The sequence below is a fragment of the Pseudomonas sp. zjy_15 genome (genome assembly GCF_043101865.1).
In the GTDB taxonomy this organism is placed as follows: domain Bacteria; phylum Pseudomonadota; class Gammaproteobacteria; order Pseudomonadales; family Pseudomonadaceae; genus Aquipseudomonas; species Aquipseudomonas putida_Y.
Genome location: NZ_JBICII010000070.1, coordinates 1 through 21603 on the forward strand (window position 1 = coordinate 1; position 21603 = coordinate 21603).

Sequence of the window (21603 nt, forward strand, 5' to 3'; positions counted from 1 at the left end):
GCACCTCGGCCTGCCCCTGCCGATAGAGAATCAGGTAATACGACCCCAACCCGATCAACCAGCAGAACACTGCCGTCCACACATTGTGCGACAGGAAGTGCGCCCCCTGCATCATCCTGCCCACCGACAGTACCGACCCTGCTGTCAAGGCCACTACAAAGGCCACCCGCGCCAGGCGCGGCTTGCGATCACGCAGCATGAAGAACAAGGCGAACAGGCAGAACCCGGTCGCTGCATGCCCGCCCGGCCAGCACAGCCCAGGCTTGTCGGTAGGCGGCCGTGGTTCCAGCAGCTTGCTGTAGGTTTCGGTGCCGCCAAACTGGGTCAGGCTCCAAGGGCACTGCACCTGGGTGACTTTTTTCAGCGGCGTGACAAACGCTGTGGACAAGCCCAGCGCCAGCGCCAGGCAGCCCAGTTCACGGCGCCAGCCAAACAGGCGCTTCCAGAACAGGCTCGCGGCAAAGGTCAGCAGCGATATCACCCCCAACAGAATCACCACTTGCTTGACCCGGTCATGCAGGATGTTTTCCAACAGGTAACTGTGGCGGCCAATGAACTGCCCGGCAGCGGGGTCGAAGAACAGGTTGGCGACATCCATGTCGACTGAAGTCAGTTCCAGCAGGATCAGGGCCAGCGCAGTCGCCAGGGGAATCCCCAGGTACAGCCAGACGTTGATCGGGCGAGGGCGGGTGCGTTGCTGCATGACGGCTCCAGGGCGCGAAAAAGAGCGGGTATTTTCGGCCGCCCGCTATCCTGTGTCCGTGAAGGATCAGTGAAAAAACTGTCAAGTGGGGTGAATTTTCCCAAGGGCTGGCACCGTGCAGGCATTGGCCTTAAGCTGCGCCTGCCGCGCACCACAGCGAGAAGCGCCGCACAGGAGAAACCGATGCGCATTCTTTTGGTTGAAGACAACCGCGATATCCTGGCCAACCTGGCCGATTACCTGGGCATGAAAGGCTACACCGTCGACTGTGCCCAGGATGGCCTGTCCGGGCTGCATCTGGCTGCCACCGAGCACTACGACCTGATCGTACTCGACATCATGCTGCCCGGCATTGATGGTTACACCCTGTGCAAGCGCCTGCGCGAAGATGCCCGCCGTGACACGCCGGTGATCATGCTCACTGCCCGTGACCAGCTGGACGACCGCCTGCAAGGCTTCCGCTCGGGTGCAGACGATTACCTGCTCAAGCCATTTGCCCTGTCGGAGCTGGCGGCGCGCATCGAGGCGGTGCTGCGCCGTGCCCAGGGCGGTGGGCGCCGTACCCTGCAGGTGGCTGACCTCAGCTACGACCTCGATACCCTGGAGGTTACCCGCCAGGGTCGCCTGCTGAAGCTCAACCCGGTCGGCCTCAAGCTGCTGGCGGTACTGATGCAGAAAAGCCCGCACGTACTGCGCCGCGAGGTGCTGGAAGAAGCCTTGTGGGGCGATGACTGCCCCGATAGCGACAGCCTGCGCAGCCATGTGCATCAACTGCGCCAGGTGATCGACAAACCGTTTGAGAAACCGTTGCTGCATACCGTCCATGGCGTCGGCTATCGCCTCGCCGAGGGCCGCGATGGAGTTTAAGCAAAGCCTTGCCCAGCGCATCATCATCGCCTTTGCCCTGATGAGCGCGCTGGTGGCCGGGGCCTTCGCATTCGGTATCGTCGGCACGGTGCACCTGGTCGAGGAGCGACTGATTTCCTCGGTACTGGGTGGTGACCTGCAGCGCCTGCTGCGTATGGACAGCGTCAGTGACTGGAGTCATCGGCCTCGCCCAGACCAGCTGTTCTACTTCAGTGGCGGGCGTGACGACTTCGAGCTGCCCAAGGACCTGCGTCACCTCGACCGCGGTTTCCACGAGGTGTTCCGAGACCAGCTGTCCTACCACGCCATGGTCGAGATCGTCGATGGTCGCCGCTATGTACTGCTGCAGGACCAGAGCGACTTCGAGGAGCGCGAGCGCGTACTGTTTGCCGTGGTTGTAGTGGGCTTCGTGCTCAGTCTGGTGTTGGCGGTCATCCTTGGCTGGCTGGTTGCACGTCGGGTAATGGCACCGGTCATCCGCCTGGCGCGTCAGGTGCGCCACCGCGATCAACTACTGGGCCTGGCCCCGCCGCTGGCTCCGGATTATGCGGCAGACGAAGTCGGCCAGCTTGCAGTGGCTTTCGACGACACCCTTGGGCGCCTGCGCGATGCGCTGACCCGAGAGCGGCTGTTCACCAGCGACGTCAGCCACGAGCTGCGCACGCCGTTGATGGTGTTGGCTACCTCGTGTGAGCTTCTGATGGAAAACCCTGGTCTCGATGCCCGCGCGCGTAGCCAGGTAGAGCGCGTGGCGCGGGCCACCGAAGAAATGCGCGAGCTGGTCAAGACCTTCCTCATGTTGGCCCGGGCGCAGCGTGATGAGGGTGCAGTGGCGTCACGGGCGACCCTGCGCGAAGTGGCCGACGAGCTTATCGGGGTGTGGCGCGACACCATCGAACAGAAAGGCCTCACCCTGTATTTCGATGGCCGCGTGAGCGCTAGCCCTGTGCTGTACAACGCCACCTTCCTGCAGTCGGTGATGGGCAACCTGCTGCGCAATGCTGCGCACTACACCGACAGTGGGTATATCCGCCTGAGCCTGGAAGCCAACGGGTTCAGCGTGGAGGACAGCGGTGTGGGTATCCCCGAAGAGCAGCGCGAGGCCATGTTCAGGCCGTTCGTGCGGGGCGATGAGCGACGCGGCGAGGGCCTGGGGCTGGGGCTTTCGCTGGTGCAGCGGATCTGTGACGACCAAGGTTGGCGTGTCACCCTGACATCCACCTTGCCGCATGGCTGCCGCTTCCAGGTAGACCTGAGCAACACCACGGTCAAAGGCGACATGGACGCCTTGGTCGAGTAATTTCCTGTATCAGGTCAAATAGTGCTCAACGTTTTTTTCACATTGGCATGACCTGATTCCAACGCTTGCCTACCTAATGTGGGCGCAATGGAGTCAGGAGATGCCCAATGCGTAGCCCCATCAAGCTTGAATTTTCCGAGAAGTACGACAAAGACCATGCGCGCGAGTACTTTCTCAAGCACCAGGACGGCCTGGCGCGACGCCTTTCCCACAAGCGAGATGAGCAGTTGGCGCGCCGCGCCTTGGCATTGGCGGGCGAGCCTGGCCTGGTACTCGACCTGCCATGCGGCGCGGGCCGTTTCTGGCCGCTGTTGGCGGAAAAGCCCAATCGGGTAATCATCGGTGCCGACAACTCCGAGGCCATGATCGAGACAGCCTGTGCGGCGCAACCGCCAGAAGTGGTGGCACGGGTACGGCCTTTGCAGACTTCGGCATTTGCCATCGACCTGCCAGATAACGCCGTGGACAGCATTTTCTGCATGCGCCTGTTCCATCACATCGGCGAGTCGGCGCACAGAAAGACCATTCTTTCGGAATTTCAACGGGTTAGCCGTGATAGTGTGATCCTTTCCCTGTGGGTGGATGGCAACTTCAAGGCCTGGCGCCGGAAAAAGCTGGAGCAGCGCCGTAGCACCAAGGCCGAACAGGATAAGTACCAGAACCGTTTCGTGTTACCTGCCGAAACGGTCGAAGAAGAATTCAGGGCCGCCGGCTTCAGAATCCAGGAACGCCTCGACTTCCTGCCGTTCTATGCCATGTGGCGAGTCTACGTATTGCGTAAGGGGTAGTGTTTGATGGCTGTAGCCCATAAAGGGGAATCGCAGTTCGATTTTTACTGGCGCCAGCAAGGCGAGTGGGTCGAGGAGCCTAACCAGCGCCGCGGCGGCGAGAGTGGCGTGCAACGCCTCAACGATGCCAATGGCAAGTTGTTGTATGCCAAGCGCCAGGTTGGGCATATCTACCGCAGCCTGTTGCACCCGTTCGGTCGGCCGACGGTATTGCGTGAACTCGATGCGCTCAACAGTTTCGAGCAACTGGGCGTGCGTGTACCGCGCATCGTCTTCTGTGGCGCGCAGCGCGATGCCGAGCACCAGTGGCGCGCGCTGCTGGTCAGCGAAGCGCTGGACGGTTTCGTCGAACTCGACACCTGGCATGCCGAAGGTGCCCGCGAGCGTTACCCGCAGGTGGTGCATGAGCGCATGCTCAAGGACCTGGCGGACAACCTGGCGCGGATGCACCTGGGGCACTGGCAGCACGGCTGCCTGTACGGCAAGCACGTTTTTATCAAGGTGATCGGCGAGGGCGAGCAGGCCCGCGTCGAAGTGGCGCTGCTGGACCTGGAAAAGTGCAGGCGGCGTATCAGTTGCCAGCGGGCGGCCGGCAATGACTTGCGTCAGCTACGCCGCCATTCGTCGCTCAATGACGCGGAATGGCGGACGCTGCTCTACTTTTACAAGATGGCGTTTGGCAGCGCTGTCAAAGGGTTAGAGTAATGAAACTAGAAATTGCTCGAGCTTTGTTCCTGGTAGCTGGCCTGGCGGTGACCACCGTGGCGGTGGCTGCCTGGGAAGAGCCGAGACCGACGGTGTTCAGCAAGGCAGAGATGGCAGACCAGTGCGCGTTGCCGCGGGATGCAAAACCGCAGCAGGCCCGGACTGAGCCGGACCATGACCTTTTGCTGTTCCTGTTTGGCTTGCGTCAAGGGTTGCGACCATTCGGTTGAACCTGCGTTAGCGTGAAAAGCCAGAGGCCTCGCGATTGCGGGGCCTCTGGCTTTTTGCGGCTGCGTTGCCGGCCTCTTCGCGGGCATGCCCGCTCCCACAGGTCGGCTCAAGCGATTGCAGGTTCCTTGGCGCTCGCCTTGTGCGCCAGCAGGGTGTAGATGCATGGCAACACAAACAAGGTAAACAGCGTGCCAATCGACATCCCGGTGGCAATCACCATACCGATGTCAAACCGGCTGACCGCGCCCGCCCCGGTCGCCAGAATCAGCGGCACCATGCCGAACACCATCGCCGCCGTGGTCATCAGCACCGGCCGCAGGCGAATGGCCGCTGCTTCCTCGATCGCGTCGCGCACACTCAGGCCACGCTCCTCGCGTAGTTGGTTGGCGAACTCGACGATCAGGATACCGTGCTTGCTGATCAGCCCGATCAAAGTCACCAGCCCGACCTGGGTGTAGATGTTCATGCTCGACACACCCAGGAACAGCGGCAAAAGCGCGCCACAGATCGACATCGGCACTGTCACCAGAATCACCAACGGGTCGCGGAAGCTTTCGAACTGCGCAGCCAGCACGAGGAAAATGATCGCCAGCGCCAGGCCGAAGGTGACCCACAATGCGCTACCTTCCTGAACGTACTGACGGGCCACGCCGGCGTAGTCGAAGGAAAAGCCTTCCGGTGCCTCTTCGCGAGCGATGTCTTCCACGGTCTTCAGCGCCTCGCCCAGGCTGACCATGGGGACGCCCTGGATGATCGCAGCGTTCAGTTGCTGGAACTGGTTGAGCTGGCGTGGGCGAGCGCGATCGGTGAGGGTGATCAGGGTCGACAGCGGCAGCAACTGGCCCTGGTCGTTCTTCACGTAGTAATTGTTCAGCCAGCCGGGGTTGTCGCGGTACGGCCGCTCAACCTGAGCGATCACCTTGTAACTGCGGCCCTCAAGGGTGAAACGGTTGATTTCCGCCTCGCCCAGCAGGGTCGCCAGAGTGCCGCCTATGGTGTCCATCGACACCCCCATCTGCGCCGCCTTTGCCCGGTCGATGTCCACAACCACTTCGGGCTTGTCGAAGGCAAGATCGATATCGAGGAAGGCGAACTTGCCCGACTCCTGAGCGCGCGTCTTGATGCGTTGGGCCACTTCCAGCAGTGCCGGGTAGTCGCCAGCGGTATTGATCACGAACTGGAATGGCAAGCCCTCGCCAGTGCCGGGCAACGACGGCAGGTTGAAGCCGAAGATCTGCAGTCCGCTGATTTCCTCGAGTTTGGCCTGCACCAGCGGCAGTAGCTCCATCTGTGTGCGTTCGCGCTCGTCCCAAGGCTTGAGCAAAAAACCACCAATGCCGGTCTGTACGCCATTGAAGCCGTTGATCTGAAACGACGAATAATACTCGGGGAAGGCCTTGAACAGTGGTGTGAACTGGTCGGTGTAGGCGTTTAGGTAGTCGAGGTTGGTCGGCTGTGGCGAGCTGCTCATCATGAATATCACCCCCTGGTCCTCGTTGGGCGCCAGTTCGTTCTGGGTGAATGTGAGCAGCACCGGAATCAGGCACAGGATGATCACGGCAAACACCAGCACCACCGGCCGGCTGTCGAGGGTGGCGTGCAGCACGCGCTGGTAGCGCTCCTTCAGGCGTTCGAACAGCTGGTCGAGGCGGTGGGCCAAGCCTCTCGGGTTCTGCTCCCGGCGCAGCAGCAGGGCGCACATCATCGGTGACAGGGTAAGGGCAACGACACCTGAAATGATCACCGCCCCGGCCAGCGTCAGGGCAAACTCCTTGAACAGCGCGCCAGTGAGCCCGGTGAGGAAGCCGATCGGTGCATACACGGCGGCAAGGGTGATGGTCATCGACACCACAGGCATAGCGATCTCGCGCGCGCCTTCCAGGGCGGCGTCGAACGGCGACTTGCCTTCTTCCATGTGCCGGTGGATGTTTTCCACCACCACGATGGCATCGTCCACCACCAGGCCGATGGCCAGCACCATGGCGAGCAGGGTCAGCAGGTTGAGCGAATAGCCCATCATCTGCATGAAGAACAGTACACCGATCATCGACAGCGGTATGGTCACTACCGGAATCAGTACCGAGCGCAGGGCACCGAGGAACAGGAACACCACGACGATGACGATCAGCACCGCTTCGCCCAAGGTCTTGATTACTTCGTCGATCGAGGCCTGGATGAACCGCGTGGCGTCGTAGGCAATCGACACTTTCAGTGCCGAGGGCAGCTGGCTTTCCAGCTCTGGCATGATGCGCCGCACTTCCTTGATGACATCCAGCGGGTTGGCGGCCGGGGTGGCCTTGATGCCGATATAGACCGATGGGGTACCGTCGAACGAGCTGACCGTGTCGTAGTTTTCTGCGCCCATCTCGACCCGCGCCACATCGCCCAGCAGCACGCGGCTGTCACCGCTGGTCTTGAGCGGCAGGGCGGCGAACGCCTCGGCCGACTTCAGCTCGGTACTGGCGTTGACGCTGGTGACCACGTATTCACCCTTCACCTCGCCAGCGGCAGAAAGGAAGTTGTAGCGGCGCACGGCATTGGTCACGTCGGTAGCCGAAAGGCCGAAACCGGCCAGTTTTACCGGGTCCAGCCATAGGCGCATGGCGAACACCTGGTTGCCGAGGATCTCCGCCTCGGCCATGCCCGGCAAAGTGGCCAGCTTGGGCTGAATTACCCGTGACAGGTAGTCGGTGATCTGCGGGTTGCTCATTTCCTTGCTGTAGAAACTGACGTACATCAGCGCCGAGGCGTCGGCAGCTTCCTTGCTCAGTACCGGGTCTTCTGAGTCCTGGGGTAGCTTGTTGCGCACCTCATTGGCCTTGGCCAGCAGCTCGGTGAACAGCCGGTCGCTGTCGGCGCCAATGCGCGCGTAAATGGAAATGATCGAGAAGTTCTGCCGGCTCACCGACGTCATGTAGTCGATGCCTTCTGCGCTGGCCAGGCTTTGCTGCAATGGCTGGGTGATGTAGCCCTGAATGGTTTCGGCGTTGGCCCCGGGGTAGGCGGTGGTGACCGTGATCAGGGCGTTTTCCATTTGTGGGTACTGGCGGATCTGCAGCTTGTTCCAGGCCTGGAAGCCGAGCAGCAGAATCAGCAGGCTGACCACGCTGGCCAGCACCGGGCGGCGGATGAACGGGTCGGTGAACGCCATGCCAGCCTCCTGTCAGTCCTTGGCCGCTGCGCCCGGTTCGGGCTTGAGGGCGTTGTCCTGGCCAATGCGTATCGCGGCACCGGGGGTGAGTTTCAGCTGCCCGGCGGTGACCACCTGTTCCCCAGCCTGCAGGCCTTCGCTGACCACAACTACGCCGTCTCGACGCTCGCCAGTCTTCACCGTACGCTGTTCGGCGACCCGCTGGGGTCGGCCCTTGTCGTCGTATTCCGGCTTGCCGTTCTCGTCTTTTTTCGGTGAGGCGACATACACCGAGTTGCCGTACAGGGTGTAGGTAATGGCGCTTTCCGGCACCACCACTTGCAGCTGCGGGTTGGGCAGCAGGATCAACAGGCTGGCGAACATGCCTGGCAGCAGTTTGCCGTCGGGGTTGGCCATGGTGGCGCGTACCAGCAGGTTGCGCGTGGTCTCCTCGACCTTGGGGTTGATGGCGCTGAGGCTGGCGGGAAAGCGCTGGCCCGGGTAGGCGGCCACATGCACCAGCACCTGCTGGCCCAGGCTCAGGTCTGGCAGGGCCTGTTCCGGCACGTTGAAGTCCACGTACAGGCTGGACGTGTCTTGCAGGGTGGCGATCACCGTGCCGGCGGCCAGGTATTGGCCAATGTCCACTTGGCGGATGCCGATGGTGCCGCTGAAAGGCGCATTGAGTCTCTTCTTGATTTTCTGCGCCTTGAGTTGCTCGACCACTGCCTGGTTGCGCCGGTACTGGGAGGAAAGGCGATCGAACTCGCCGCGGGAGATGGCCGAATCGCCAACCAGCTGGCTGCCTCGGCCGAAATCGACCTTGGCCAGGCCCAGGTCGGCCTGGGCGGTGCCGAGCAGGGCTGTTTCCTGATCATCGTTGAGCTGCAATAGCAGTTGCCCGGCCTTGACCCGCTGGCCTGAGTCGAAGTGCAGGGATTTGACGATGCCTTCCACCTCCAGGCTCAGGTCCACGCCCTGCAGTGCCTTGAGGCTGCCGACAGCGGGCAGGCGCTCCTGCCACTGGCGCTGTTCGGCCATGGCAGCCGCCACGGTGATGGGTGGCTTGGGGGCAGTGAACATCTGGATCTGCTGGTAGATCGAGAAGGCTTTGTACCCCCCCAGGGCCAGCACGATCAGCAGAACCACGGCCAACATGATGAGCATGCGGCGGCGCAGCATAGGTCCGGTTCCTTGGATGCAGTTGTTATTCGCTTCAACACGACAACGGGCGATCCTGCCCACGTGTGGATGGGGGAAGTATTGACTGTTTTTCGGGAGGAGGGGCGTGAAATGCCTGTGCCGGCCTTTTCGCGGCTAAAGCCGCTCCTACAGGGACTGTGTAGAACCTTGTGGGATCGGCTTTAGCGGCGAGAAGGCCAGTGAGTGCAACAGAACAATCAGACGAGATGCAGGTGGTTGTCCCAGAAGCCGGACGGCAGGTTCATCGGTTGCCCGACCAGTTCGGCCTTGCGGCAATCGTAGAACCGGCAGCGGCCCTGCCCGGAGGTGACGACAAAACCGTCCTTCACCGCGCCAACGCCTGCGCAGTCGGGCATCGGGGCATCCAGCCGCACCGCGCCGCTGTCCAGGTCCCAGACGAACAGGCGGTTGGCCCGCGGCGCAGTCAGCGCCACCAGCCGCAGCTCGCTGTGGATGGCAACGCTTGCAGTGTATTGGGCCATGGCTTGCAGTTGCCGCTCCGGCACCGGGAAGGCCTTGAATGGCTCGCCCGGGCGCTTGATCGCCAGCAGCTCGGCAGTTTCATCGGCATCGCCCATGAACTGCTGGCAGGCGACGATGGTGCCATCGCTGGCCACTGCCAGGTGTCGCACGCTGTTCATCTGCTGGGCCAGGGTTTCCTTGCTCAGCAGGGTGCCGTCGCGCTGCATCAGCACCAGGCTCGGTTGCATGGCGTCGAGGTTCATCTCGACACGGCTTTCGGCTTCGGTACGGATACCGCCGTTGGCCACGACCAGCGTTTCGCCGTCGGGTAGCCAGGCAACCTCGTGCGGGCCGATACCGTGGGTCGGGATCTCGCCAGTGTGTACCAGGCGCTCGCCTTCGAAACGGTACACGCCAAGCACGCCGCGCCCCGGGTCGGTGGTGTCGTTCTCGGTGGCATACAGCCATTCGCCGCCTTTGTGCACGACGGCGTGGCCATAAAAGTGCCGGTTCGGCTGCGAGGCTACCGTTTGCAGCAGGCGCCCGTCACGGAGGTCGATCAGGTAACTTTCAGTACCAGGGCGGCGGGCGACAAACAGGGCGATTGGCTGCTCGGGGTGGTGGATGATGGCATGGCAACGCTGAGCGACCTGCGTGCTGAACACCTGTGTGCCGTCCAGGCGAAAACCTACGGCATAGTGCTGGCCGTCGCCGTTGTCACGCGCCGAGAGCAGCAAGGGTTCGCTGCCTTTGTTGCGGAACAGGCTCCAGCCGCCCAAGGTGAGGGCGCTGAGCAATACGCTACCGAGTTTGAGTGCCTGGCGTCGCAGCATGATCAGTCACCGTCGTTGGCATTGAAGCCCAGCTGGATGTTCAGCGCCTTGGCCAGATCGCCTTCGTGCAGGCGGTGGACGACGTTTAGGCTGTCGTAGATCTGGTTGAGGGTTTGCTGACCGGCGTCGTCGGCCAGCAGTTCACCGAGCGTTTTCTGGTTATCGGCCAGTAACTTGAGCGAGGTAGCGTAGGCGGCGTCGATCTTGTCCGCCAGCGCTTTCTGATCGCTGGGCAACAGGCCGCGCAGGCCCTGGTTGTCTACCCCGACCCAGACGGCTTCGGCGGCCTTGAGGCTGGCCTGCAGGCTGTTCATCGAGTTGTGGCTGCGCCAGGCCTCGGCCTGCAGTGGCTGCGGAATGCCCTTGCTCTGACGGCCCATCGGTGCGCCGAGCTTTTTCTTCAGGGTGTCCAGGGCGGTAACCTGAGCGCGCAGCAGGTCGGCGATAGCCTCGTGGGAGTCGGCGTAGCGCTGGTTGGGGAACTTGGTCATCTGCGAGAGCATGCCGTCGGTGCTGTTCCAGCCTTTGAGAATTTCCTCTGCCAAGGCCTTCTGGTGCGCGCCGATGGCCACCAGCAGCGGGCAGTAGCGGGCTTTCTGTTCGGCAGTGGCGATGTCCGGCTTGCTGTCGAACAGGATGTACTCATAGGCCGACAGGCCACGCACCACCACGCTGGACTTGCCCAGGACCTCAGCATCAACCGGCTTGTCGCCGTTGACCAGTTGCTCGACCTGACGGCCGACCAGGTTTTTCTTGTCGGGCCAGAACTGTACCTGCCAGGCACGGTTGCCTTCGGCCAACGGGCCGACCAGCAGCGGCTGCAGCTCAGCCCAGGCTTTTTGTGCGTTGAGGAAGTCGGCGCGGGCTTTGTCCAGGCTTTCCTTGCCTTCGCAGTAGGCCAGGGCGCTGGCAGCCAGCGTACGGTCGGCTTCGACCCAGCGGCTGTAGGTAGGCAGGATCACCTGGTTGGCGATGGCGGCGGAGGTCACTGCTTGCGGGTCCTGTGGCGAGCAGGCACCGAGGGCGAGTGCGGCGAGGCTTGTGAACAACAGTTTGGGTCGGAACATGCCCGGCTCCTTTGCGCGTTTAAAGTGAGTTCAGGAACGCCAGCAACGCGGCGCGCTGCTCGGCATTGAAAGTGAGTACGAAGTTGCGTGCCGCCTCGGCTTCGCCACCGTGCCACAACACGGCTTCAAGCAGGTTGCGGGCGCGGCCGTCATGCAGGAACTGGCTGTGGCCACTGACCGTTTCGCTCAGACCGATGCCCCACAGTGGCGCGGTGCGCCAGTCCTGGCCGTTGGCGGCGAACTCGGTGCGCTCGTCGGCCAGCCCCGGGCCCATGTCATGCAGCAGCAGGTCGCTGTAGGGGCGGATGACCTGGTTGGCCAACTCTGGTTCGGCGGCGTCGGCGGCGGTGGTGAACTGCGGTGTGTGGCAACCTTGGCAACCCGCCTGGTAGAACAGGTTCTTGCCCGCCAGTACCTGTGGCGAGCCGACGTCGCGGCGGGCCGGCACAGCCAGGTTGCGGGTGTAGAACGTGACCAGGCGCAGGATGTTGTCGCTGACTTCTTTTTCGCCATCGGCACCGTCGCCGTTGGGCGCAGCCAGGCAGCCGGTTTGTGCCGGGGTGCAATCGTCGTTGGGCTGCAGGGTGCTGGTCAGCCCCATGTCGCCGGCAAAGGCGTGCACGTTCTGCTGGTTGACGTTGGGCTGCCCGGCTTTCCAACCGAACCGGCCGATCACTGTTTTGCCCTGGGCGTCGTCCCATACACGGTTGGCCCGCCCGCGGATGCCATCGCGGTTACGGTCGTCCGGGTCTTCGTTGGCCAGCAGGTCGGTTTCGGGGATAGCCTCAAGCAGGCCCAGGCCGATCATCGGTGGTGCCACCCGCGCGGAAAAGCGCGTGTCGGGGTGCATCACACCATAGCCGAGCTGGGTGATTTGCAGGGCCGGCTTGCGCAGCTCGACCTGGTGGCCGTCCTTGAATGACACGGTTTCGCTGGAGTAGCTGACCCGCACCTTGCCTTCCGGCGCCACGCCGGGGATGGCCATGTCCTGCAACTGGGTGCCGTAGACCGGCTCTGGCACCACGCCGAGGCGCTCGATCACTTTGGCCAGGTAGGGTTGGTCGGGGATCGACAGGCGCACCAGCATACCTACCGCGTTGCTGTCGCCCGGCTCTGGCGGGTGGCCACGGCCATCGCGCACGTGGCAGTTCTGACAGGCGTTGGTATTGAACAGCGGGCCCAGACCATCACGCGCGGTGGTGGTGGACGGGGCGATCACCCAAGGGTTGCGAAAGAAGCTGTTGCCAACGGCGAAGTCCAGGCGCAGCTCTGGCGAGAGGTTGGCCGAGGGCAGGGAATAGGCATTGCGGTCGCTGCGCTGCACGGTCGCTTTGCCACCCGACAACGCTTCGCCGGGCTCGGCGTGGGTAAAACGCGGGGCGTCGTCACAGGCGGCCAGGGCACAGGCCAGCAGCAGGGGGGGGAGTCGGGACAGCGACAAGGACATCGAGAATCCTGGGCGTGAGCGAAAAAACCGGCGTGCAGCTTAGCAGGCCCAGGATCATTGAATAAGAGCAATTTGCGTTTGCTTGATGAAATCGCTGCGAGCGCTCCTGCTCAGGCCATATAGAGCATGAAGTGTCGGTTGACCAGGTTGACGATCAGGTTCTTGTTGCCGCCACCGCGATTATCGCCGGTGACCTCGATGACTTCTTCGCTGGTGTATTCCATGGAGGAGGCGGTAATGCACTTGACTGCGTCCATGTGCGCAGGTTGCCAGTAATCCTGGAATATCCAGATGCTGGTGTCGGCAGACGGGCCGAGGATCAGGCGCAAGGCCTTGTGGTTCTCAGTCGATCTGCCGATCCACGGGATGGCCAGCGAGCCATTCCAGACGTGCTGGGCACCGACTGCCAGGCTGTTGCTACGGTTTTCACCGTCGATCAGGGTCAAGGTATAAGGGGTGTTATTGGCGATGGAGCGCAAGTAGGTGACGTTGGCCATGTTTTGTTTCCTTTTAATGTTCAGTTTTCGGGCGGGGTAACGGGCTAGTCGGGGCGCGATAGACATAGGCCGCGAGCAAGGTGATTTCGTTGAACGGGGGGTCGAGCTCGGCGGGATGAAAGCGACCAAGCAGCTGCAGGCCTTGGTCAATGGCGACCGCTTCGAACATCCGGCGGTCGGTTTCGTTGGGGTCGTACAGGTAGATCTTGCCGGGGCGAGCAACTACCCGGCACATTTCCTCGGCCACATGGCGGGTGATCGGGGCGCCCATCAGTGTCACGTGAGGGACTGCATGGTCGTCGAGGGGAAAGTCCGGAGCATCGTATTCGTATACGACAATGAGGTTGGGAATGTGCCCGCCTGCCAACGGCCCGTTGGAGATGAGCTGGCCAGCCTTGTTCAGGTTGTAGGCATCGTTGAATCCGGTAATGAGGTCTCCCCCATTCATGCGCTGGACGATTCGGCCTTCGCCCCAGACATCGAGAATCTGCAGCACTGTGCCTCCTGTTAGGTTTGATCGAAGGCCTACAGGATGAGCATCTGCGCGCGCGCCAGGCAGCGGGAAGCGTTTTACCCGGCAGCAAACGAAAACGCCCGGCACAAGGCCGGGCGTTTGCGATGAAGCACTACAGCGGGATCAGAACTCGTGATCCGCAGTGTCCGGGTTCAGGTTGGCAATGCCCAGCTTGCCCGCGGCCTGCTCGATCGCCCCGGTCTGCTTGACCAGTGCGGCGATGGCGTCACGCACGACCTGGTTACCTGCAGCATTGTCGGCGGCGATCAGCTGGTCGTAGTGCTCGCCTTTGAGGGCGTGGTCGACGATCACCTGGAGTTTGGCCTCGGTGGCTTCCAGATCGGCCTTGAGGGTTGCATCGGCGGCTGGGTCAACCTTGGCGACCAGCGACGACAGGCTAGGGCCGGTCAGCTTGGTGCCGTCCGCACGGGTGTACTCGCCCAGGTAGACGTTGCGGATGCCCTTGGCGTCGTAGAAGTGCGAGTAGTGGGTGTTGTCGCTGAAGCAGTCCTGCTCGTCTTCCGGCGAGTTGGCCTCCAGCGAAACTTTCATGCGCTCACCCGCCAGTTCGCCCAGCGACAGGCTGCCCATGCCGAACAGCATCTTGCGCAGGCCGTCGTTGACAGGCTCGGCTTCCAGCTTGGCGCGGTAATTGTCGGCGACGTTCGGTGCCCAGTTGCCGACCATCTCTTCGAGGTCGGTGACCAGCAGGTCGGTAACCGCTTTCAGGTAGGCGCGGCGGCGGTCGTTGTGGCCGCCGGTAGCGCCCTGGCCTTCCAGGTAGTCGGATGCCGGGCGGTTGCCTGCGCCTGGGCCGGTGCCGTTCAGGTCCTGGCCCCAGAGCAGGAATTCGATGGCGTGATAGCCCGTGGCAACGTTGGCTTCGGAGCCAGCCAGCTCGTTCAGGCCAGCCAGTTTTTCGGGGGTGATGTCCTTGACGTCGACCTTCTCTTCACCCACCTGGATCTCGGTGTTGGCGACGATGTTGGCGCTGGCCGCCGGGTTGCCCAAGGCGTGCTCGTAGCTCTTGTCGACGTAGTCGATCAGGCCTTCGTCCAGGGGCCAGGCGTTCACCTGGCCTTCCCAGTCGTCGATGATGGTGTTGCCAAAGCGGAAGGTTTCGCTCTGCAGGTACGGTACGCGGGCGGCGAACCAGGCTTCCTTGGCGGCTTTCAGGGTTTCGTCGTTGGGCTTGGCGAGGAACGCGTCGACAGCGGTCTGCAGCGTCTTGGCAGTGCTCAGCGAGTCGCTGTACACGGCGTATACCATGTCGGTGTAATGCTTGACCACGGCTTTGCCGGCTGCTTCGTCGACAGCGCCTGGCGCAGCAGCGGTGGCAGCAGCAGCAGGTGCCTGGGCTTGCGCCGCGGCGGCTTTTTCGTCCTTGCCTTCACCGCAACCGGCGAGGGCGATGGCAATGGCCAGCAGACTGGCGGAGGCCAGAGGCATTCGAATCATTGTTGGTTTTCCTGCATCGTGTGGTTGGACCAAAGGGGTGGACCGTGCGCCGTGGCACGCGAAACTACAACATCATGCGAAAGATTTGCATTTGCTGTAAAGGGGCGGCGCGCAATTCATGTAAATCCGGGGCACAGCCTGTAACCGGGCAGGTGGCCTCAGGACACCGAAACCCGGTTGCGTTGCGCTTGTTTGAGGAAGTGGGTCAGTTCACGGGCCGAAAGGGGTTTGCTGTAGTGGTAGCCCTGGCCCTCGTGGCAACCCTGGGCCACGATGTAGGTTTCCTGCTCGGCCGTTTCCACGCCCTCGGCGATTACCTGCATACCCAGGCTCTTGCCCAGCTGGATGATGGCGCGAACGATGGTGGCGTCGTCATCGTCGTCGAGCAGGTCCTGAACGAAACTCTTGTCGATCTTGATCTTGTCCAGGGGCAGCGACTTCAGATAGCTGAGTGACGAGTAGCCGGTGCCGAAGTCGTCGATGGCTATCAGCGCCCCGGAGCGGCGCAGGCTCAACAGGTGCTGGGCGGCGGTGCTGATGTCTTCCATCAGGCCGGTTTCGGTGACTTCCAGTTCCAGGCTGCGCGGTGGTAAGCGATAGGCTTGCAGCAGGTTGTTGACCACCCGAGGCAGCTCGCTGTGGTGCAGTTGCACGGTAGACAGGTTGACCGCCATGCGCAGGTCGCTGAAGCCCTGGTCGTGCCATTCGCGCAGTTGTCGGCAGGCCTGGTCAAGCACCCATTCGCCGATGCTGATGATGCTGCCGTTCTGCTCGGCCAAGGGGATGAACTGGTCGGGTGGCACCATGCCCAGCTCCGGGTGCTGCCAGCGCAGCAGGGCCTCTACGCCGACTACTCGGTGGTCGCGGTAACTGATCTGTGGCTGGTACACCAGGTACAACTGGTTGCGCGGCAGGGCTTCACGCAGGTCCTTTTCCAGTTCGCGACGGCGACGCATCTCGCTGTCGACGCTGGCGATATAGAACTGGTAGCGGTTGCGCGAACGGACCTTGGCCAGGGTCATGGTCTGTTCGGCTTTCTGCAGCAGTTTCTCGGTGCTGTCGCCGTCTTCCGGGAACAGGGTGATGCCGATGGTCGCGCGCAGGCGGATTTGCTCGTGATCGAGGTCGAACGCCACTTCCAGGTCGTCGAGGATGCTCTGCGCCAGTTCGGCAGCCTCGTAAGGCTGCTCGATATTGGCCTGTACCAGGGCGAACTGGTCACCGCCCAGCCGCGCCAGGGCGCCGAGGCGGCCACTGTGGGCGCGTAGTCGGTCGGCCAGCGCCAGCAGCAACTGGTCACCGACCTGGTAGCTGAATTGTTCGTTGATGCCCTTGAAGTCGTCCAGGCCTAAGCACAGCACTGCCACGCGGTGCTGCAGGCGGCCGCCGTCGACGAGGATCTTGTCCAGTTGCTGCTGCAGTTGCTGACGGTTGGGCAGGCCGGTGAGGAAGTCGTACTGGGCCATGCGCTGCAGGCTGTTTTCCGCCTCGTGGCGCAGATGGGTGTTGCGTTCGATCGAGGCCAGCAACTGGTTGGCGGTGTTCACCCACAGCCCCAGTTCGTTTTTCTCGTGCCCCTTGAGCAGCGGTATCTGGTGCTGGCTGGGGCGGTCAGGGTTGATCTGGGTGAGATGCTCGATGATCTTCGACAGCGGTTTGGTCAGCAGCCAGTGGTAGACCAGGTACAGCACCAGGCCCATGGCCATGGCCCGCAGCACCCCGGAAATGAAGATGATCACCGCGTTGATCAGGAAATCTTTACCGTAGGACGAGGTATCGAGGGTAATGCTGAGGTCGCCGTAGTATTCGCTGTAAGGGCCACGGCCGACCAGTTGCGTGGTGTAGGTGCGTTCCTGGCCGAGGATGAGGTCGGTGAGCCAGCGCATGGACATGTCCTGCAGCGGGCGGGACTTTTCTGCCAGCATGGTTTCGTTGGGATGGCCAATGGAGGCCATGCGCACCGACTCGTCCTGGAACAGGCCTTCGATGACCTGCATGCCCATTTCACGGTCGAGGCTGTACACCGCCTGGGTCGAAGGGTCACGGAACATGTCGAGGATGCGCTGGGCATCATTGTTCACGGCTTGGCGGGTCTTGTAGGTGTCGTAGATGATTTGCGCACAGCTGAGCACGACGCCAACCGCCAACGCCGACAGCAGCACGACCCTGAGCAACTTGACCGACAAGCTGTTCCGCAATTCCAGCTTCAATGGGGTTTCCTTAATCCATGCGCATGGCATCATTTTGCCATCAACGATGACGATACACTACCGCCGACCATTAGCAGTGTATCGGTTGCCTGACCCCGCAACTTGAATGCGCTGTGTCAATCTTCCAGAGGTTTGATGTTAGCGTGGTATGCGGCCTGAGCAAGCGTTTTGCGGGTGGGGCGCAGGTGAAAACGTGCTGGCTGCTTCGCGGATAGCCCGCCCCCACAGGCATGGCACATTCCTCGAACAGAGGGCCTGTGGAGCGGACCTGGATGTGCACGCGGCCGAAGAAGTGGATGGGTTCCTGTGAGGGTAAGCAACCACCGGTTTACGCCAGCAGACGAGCACAGCATCCGCCATCAGGCAGACACTGTGAATGGACGCGCTAGCGGGCCGTTGCAGGCAGGGGGAAGGTTATTTGCAATGAGCGTTGCTGACCGGCCATTGTTCAGGTTCGGAAGGCTCGGTCAGGAATATGTCCGACTGGGGCAGTGCTATCGGGACGGCCAAGATCCCAGGCCCACTTTTGTTGGCCGCTGACTGCATCGTAAGCGCGAAACACGCCTGACGGTGCCGGGCGCACATCCGAGTCCAGCACCCGGCCACCTGTGATGACCACCCCACGCCTTGACCAGGCCGGAAACGTTAGCTGGAGTAATCTGCGCTGCAGCGGAATAGTGGTTGCCGAGGTTCGAGCCAGCATAGGCGGTCCAGTTGGTCTTGTCGTGAGACGCGGCGACGTTGGCGTCTGGTGATGCCACCGTGCTGCGGCTGAACGGTTGCTGTGAATGCGCGGTGATATCCGGCGAGTCGGCCAGATGAACGGTGTTCGGGAAAAACAGCGGTGCCAGGATGGTGGCCGCCATCAGCAGCGGCAGCACGCCCATGATGCTGAAATACAGTGCCTTGTTGATTTTGGTGAAGTCGCGGCGGACCAGTGGCCAGAAAGCCAGAAAGATCACACTGAGCAGTACCAGCCAGGCGAGGCGTGGAATATAGGCCCAGCCGTTGTACCCCGACTCCCAGATCGCCCAACCGTAGGTGGCCAGGGATGCTGCGCCATAGAGGTAGATTCCGACCGCCTTCTTCAGGCCCATGAGTGCGGCGGCCAGCAACAATGCGGTGCCCATCATCGCGTAGTAAGGCGAGCCACCGGCATTGACCAGCGCGCCTCCCTGATAGGCCAGTGTCAGGCCAAGCAGGGCCAGCAGAATCGTGTACACCCCGAACAGAAGGCTCGAGACCCCCGTCCCTTTAGCCAACGTTCCTTGTTCCATTGCATCCATTCCTGTGTGATTCGGTGCCACAGTGCGTCCGAGCGGTGTAAATATTGCTCATCATTGCAACGAAATACAATAAGCGGCGAAAGATTTACTCGGGGCGCCGATTTTTCAGGCTATTTTGTATCTTGTATGAAAAGGAGGCAATGGCTAAGCTGCCACGCCTGATTCACGCGCGGGATTGGAGGAAGGTAGGAGAAGGGTTATGCCTGCTGGCTTTCCTGCAAGGCATCCTGGCCGGTTTTGAGGCGGCCGACTTCGTCCAGATGTTTCCAGAGAAACCGTGCGGCCTCTTCACGCCGACCGGACTCTATCAGGTCGAGCAGGTGCAGGTGCTCCAGGCATTGCGTCATCAGTCGACTGCGGTCGACGTTGGCTTTGTAGCTCATGAAGCGTCTGAGCTGGTTTTGCCGGCGTATGGCATCGATGAAGAAGAGGTTGCCCGAGCATTGCACGATCATTTCGTGAAACTGGGCGCCGATTTCAAACAGTTGGGCACGTGACAGCGTGTGAATCTCGCCGTCGAGCATGGCCTGCTGTTGCGCCCTGGCTTTGGCAAAGGCGGCCTGGTTCACGTTGTAGCCCGGCTCACGCAGTGCGGCCGGCTCGATGGCCATGCGGAAGCGGTAGCTCTGGATGTGGGTCTGGGCGTTGTGCACGAATTCGTTGAGGCTCCAGCCTTGCCCGGGCTTGCGCTCCACCATGGCTTCGCTTGCCAGCCGGTTGAGGACCTTGAGCAGTTGCCCGCGAGGCACAGAGTAGCGTCGCAGTAGCTGGGCTTCAAAGAATTCGGCAGGGATTTCCCCGTTGAGGATGTCGTCCACCACACGCAGGTAGAAGTCTTCGAAGGGGTCGCAGGCGGGCGGTACGGCGGCTTCCTGGATCTGCCCGGCGTCCTGTTTCAGAAAATAGCCGCGATTGGGCTCCTGCACCGCGATGTTCCACTCGGCGAGCAGGGCGAATACCCTGCGGATGGGGGAGCGGGAGACATCGAAGGCTTGGGCGAAGGTCTGCTCGCGCAATGGCTCGCCGGCCTTCATCGACCGGGCGCGGATCATCTCGATGACGCGAGGGGCCAATTGCAGGGCGAGATCTTTCTTGATCACAGGCTGTATTCCGAATGATTGACTTCAGTCGATCCGGCAGATTTGGGTCGGACTGGGGCAGGAAAATACCACACACGAAGGTCCTGAGTATCTGCACGCAGCGAGCTGGCGCAGTTGCCGCCAGCGCAGCGCCGGAGCCGCGGCTCAGGCTTTGGAACGACGAATGTTTTCTTCCCGGGATGGATCGTTACACATGCTCAAATTCAATGCTCACCTTGGCTTCCAGTTCAACGAACTGCCTTTTCTGCAGCGTATCGAAGCCGCTGCTGCCGCCGGATTTCGCGCGGTGGAATTCCCCTCGCCCTATGAGTTGGATGCGAGTTTGTTGGCTGATCAACTGGCGAAGTATGCGTTGCCATTGATCCAGTTTGCCGCACCGGCTGGCGTTTCCAAGGGCATTGCTGCGGTGGCGGGCAAGGAGCCCGAGTTTCGTGACGGGCTGCGCCAGGCAGCCAGCTATGCCCGCACACTGGCATGTACGGATGTGCACCTGATGTCCGGGATAACCCACGAGGATGGCGCCGGCAAGGTGTACGCGAGCAACCTGGACTATGCCGTGAAATTTTTCGAGGACCAGGGGCTGCGGCCATTGATCGAAGTGATCTGCACGCAGGAAATGCCAGGGTATTACATGTCCGACTTCAGCAAGGCACAGCAGGTGCTGGAGGCGCATGCGAGTCTCGGGCTGATCCTTGATCTTTACCATGCACAGTTGTTGACCGGAAATGCGGCCGATGTGCTGGCACAGTTCTTTGAGCGTACGGTGCATGTGCAAGTGGCCGACTGTCCTGGGCGGCATCAGCCGGGGACGGGGCAGATGGACATTGCAGGGTTGTTTGCGACGCTGGAGCAGCGCGGGTATGCGGGGTGGGTCGGGTGTGAGTACCGGCCTAAGGGCGCTACCGCAGATAGCCTTGGCTGGCTTGGTCAGTACGCTTCATGAAAGCCCTGTGCGCTGGCCCGTTCCAGATCCCTTGAAAAAAAACCGATGCCAGAAGACTGGCATCGGTTTTTTGAGGAAGCCCGGCGTGGGCGGCAATGCTGGACTGACAGCATTACGGCACGTGGCCGGGTTTCTTGCTCAGGCTGAGGGACTCAGGCCTTGAAGGTCTTGCCTTCGAACTGCTCGGCAACGAAGGCCCAGTTGACCAGGTTCCAGAACGCCTCGACGTACTTCGGACGCAGGTTGCGGTAGTCGATGTAGTAGGCGTGTTCCCAGACGTCGCAGGTCAGCAGCGGGGTGTCGCCGCTGGTCAGTGGGCAGCCGGCGCCGATGGTGCTGGCCAGGGCCAGGGAACCGTCAGCTTTCTTCACCAGCCAGCCCCAGCCGGAACCGAAGGTGCCAACCGAAGTCTTGGTGAACTCTTCCTTGAACTTGTCGAAGGAACCGAAAGCGGCGTTGATGGCGTCAGCCAGGGCACCGGTCGGCTGGCCGCCGCCGTTTGGCGACAGGCAGTTCCAGTAGAAGGTGTGGTTCCAGACTTGAGCGGCGTTGTTGAAGATGCCGCCCGAAGAGCTCTTGACGATCTCTTCCAGGGTCTTGCCTTCGAATTCGGTGCCTGGGACCAGGTTGTTCAGGTTCACGACATAGGTGTTGTGGTGCTTGTCGTGGTGATACTCCAGGGTTTCCTTGGAGATGTGCGGCTGCAGGGCATCATGGGCGTACGGCAGCGGCGGCAATTCAAAAGCCATGGTGGATCTCCTGATTCAGGTCTGTTTGCGGTTTGCGCAAGGCCGATCACGGGCGGCCCGATAAGCGTCGGCGAGTCTGTACTCTTTGCGACGCAAGCGCTGGATCATAG

General features: G+C 61.8%; 19 protein-coding genes. 6 read left to right on the forward strand and 13 right to left on the reverse strand.

Annotated elements, in window-relative coordinates; translation table 11 throughout:
* The coding region (locus ACF8EF_RS13255; protein ID WP_392529122.1) for a phosphatase PAP2 family protein at positions 1 to 703 on the reverse strand (703 nt) is incomplete at its 3' end.
* A 183-nt stretch (positions 704 to 886) separates the two neighbouring features.
* Here ACF8EF_RS13255 and colR point away from each other — a divergent pair.
* From colR to ACF8EF_RS13280, 5 genes are all read left to right on the forward strand, one after another.
* Positions 887 to 1570 carry a two-component system response regulator ColR gene (gene colR, locus ACF8EF_RS13260; RefSeq protein ID WP_003255215.1) on the forward strand — a complete coding sequence of 228 codons (684 nt, stop codon included), beginning with the start codon at positions 887 to 889 and terminating at the stop codon, positions 1568 to 1570.
* Entirely contained in the window at positions 1560 to 2870 is a 1311-nt protein-coding gene (locus ACF8EF_RS13265; RefSeq protein WP_176683781.1) for a HAMP domain-containing sensor histidine kinase, read from the forward strand. Before colR ends, ACF8EF_RS13265 begins: the two co-directional genes overlap by 11 nt.
* A 107-nt stretch (positions 2871 to 2977) precedes the next feature.
* Positions 2978 to 3658: a class I SAM-dependent methyltransferase gene (locus ACF8EF_RS13270; protein ID WP_176683780.1), complete on the forward strand. Its 681-nt coding sequence runs from the start codon at positions 2978 to 2980 to the stop codon at positions 3656 to 3658.
* A 6-nt stretch (positions 3659 to 3664) separates the two neighbouring features.
* A complete protein-coding gene (locus ACF8EF_RS13275; RefSeq protein ID WP_176683779.1) occupies positions 3665 to 4363 on the forward strand; it encodes a lipopolysaccharide kinase InaA family protein in 699 nt (232 codons plus the stop codon).
* Positions 4363 to 4593, forward strand: coding sequence for a hypothetical protein (locus ACF8EF_RS13280; protein WP_021781819.1), 231 nt, complete (start codon positions 4363 to 4365; stop codon positions 4591 to 4593). Before ACF8EF_RS13275 ends, ACF8EF_RS13280 begins: the two co-directional genes overlap by 1 nt.
* Positions 4594 to 4700: 107 nt before the next feature.
* Here the strand turns inward: ACF8EF_RS13280 and ACF8EF_RS13285 are convergent, their stop codons facing one another.
* The 11 genes from ACF8EF_RS13285 to ACF8EF_RS13335 all read right to left on the reverse strand — a co-directional run bounded on the left by ACF8EF_RS13285 (position 4701) and on the right by ACF8EF_RS13335 (position 19801).
* Positions 4701 to 7745 (reverse strand): multidrug efflux RND transporter permease subunit, encoded by a 3045-nt coding sequence (locus ACF8EF_RS13285; RefSeq protein WP_392461925.1) that lies wholly within the window; start codon positions 7743 to 7745, stop codon positions 4701 to 4703.
* A 12-nt stretch (positions 7746 to 7757) separates the two neighbouring features.
* Positions 7758 to 8906: an efflux RND transporter periplasmic adaptor subunit gene (locus ACF8EF_RS13290; protein ID WP_392461927.1), complete on the reverse strand. Its 1149-nt coding sequence runs from the start codon at positions 8904 to 8906 to the stop codon at positions 7758 to 7760.
* Positions 8907 to 9124: 218 nt separating this feature from the next.
* Positions 9125 to 10222, reverse strand: coding sequence for a DUF1513 domain-containing protein (locus ACF8EF_RS13295; protein WP_392461929.1), 1098 nt, complete (start codon positions 10220 to 10222; stop codon positions 9125 to 9127).
* 2 nt (positions 10223 to 10224) lie between these two features.
* Complete coding sequence (locus tag ACF8EF_RS13300; RefSeq protein WP_104960841.1) at positions 10225 to 11289, reverse strand: imelysin family protein; 1065 nt, start codon at positions 11287 to 11289, stop codon at positions 10225 to 10227.
* Positions 11290 to 11308: 19 nt separating this feature from the next.
* Positions 11309 to 12736 carry a di-heme oxidoredictase family protein gene (locus ACF8EF_RS13305; protein ID WP_176683775.1) on the reverse strand — a complete coding sequence of 476 codons (1428 nt, stop codon included), beginning with the start codon at positions 12734 to 12736 and terminating at the stop codon, positions 11309 to 11311.
* Between the two features lie 110 nt (positions 12737 to 12846).
* Positions 12847 to 13233 (reverse strand): hypothetical protein, encoded by a 387-nt coding sequence (locus ACF8EF_RS13310; protein WP_020192047.1) that lies wholly within the window; start codon positions 13231 to 13233, stop codon positions 12847 to 12849.
* A 13-nt stretch (positions 13234 to 13246) separates the two neighbouring features.
* Positions 13247 to 13729 (reverse strand): hypothetical protein, encoded by a 483-nt coding sequence (locus tag ACF8EF_RS13315; protein ID WP_392461930.1) that lies wholly within the window; start codon positions 13727 to 13729, stop codon positions 13247 to 13249.
* A 141-nt stretch (positions 13730 to 13870) separates the two neighbouring features.
* On the reverse strand, positions 13871 to 15205 hold the full coding sequence (locus ACF8EF_RS13320; RefSeq protein WP_176683773.1) for an imelysin family protein: 1335 nt from the start codon (positions 15203 to 15205) through the stop codon (positions 13871 to 13873).
* A 158-nt stretch (positions 15206 to 15363) separates the two neighbouring features.
* Complete coding sequence (locus ACF8EF_RS13325; RefSeq protein ID WP_176683772.1) at positions 15364 to 17415, reverse strand: bifunctional diguanylate cyclase/phosphodiesterase; 2052 nt, start codon at positions 17413 to 17415, stop codon at positions 15364 to 15366.
* Positions 17416 to 17909: 494 nt separating this feature from the next.
* Complete coding sequence (locus tag ACF8EF_RS13330) at positions 17910 to 18692, reverse strand: hypothetical protein (protein ID WP_392529124.1); 783 nt, start codon at positions 18690 to 18692, stop codon at positions 17910 to 17912.
* Positions 18693 to 18898: 206 nt separating this feature from the next.
* Positions 18899 to 19801: a GntR family transcriptional regulator gene (locus ACF8EF_RS13335; protein WP_392461932.1), complete on the reverse strand. Its 903-nt coding sequence runs from the start codon at positions 19799 to 19801 to the stop codon at positions 18899 to 18901.
* A gap of 193 nt (positions 19802 to 19994) precedes the next feature.
* Between ACF8EF_RS13335 and ACF8EF_RS13340 the strand changes: the two genes are divergently transcribed.
* Positions 19995 to 20744 (forward strand): hydroxypyruvate isomerase family protein, encoded by a 750-nt coding sequence (locus tag ACF8EF_RS13340; RefSeq protein ID WP_176683770.1) that lies wholly within the window; start codon positions 19995 to 19997, stop codon positions 20742 to 20744.
* Between the two features lie 152 nt (positions 20745 to 20896).
* Here the strand turns inward: ACF8EF_RS13340 and ACF8EF_RS13345 are convergent, their stop codons facing one another.
* Entirely contained in the window at positions 20897 to 21493 is a 597-nt protein-coding gene (locus tag ACF8EF_RS13345) for a superoxide dismutase (protein WP_003255187.1), read from the reverse strand.
* Between the last annotated feature and the right edge of the window lie 110 nt (positions 21494 to 21603).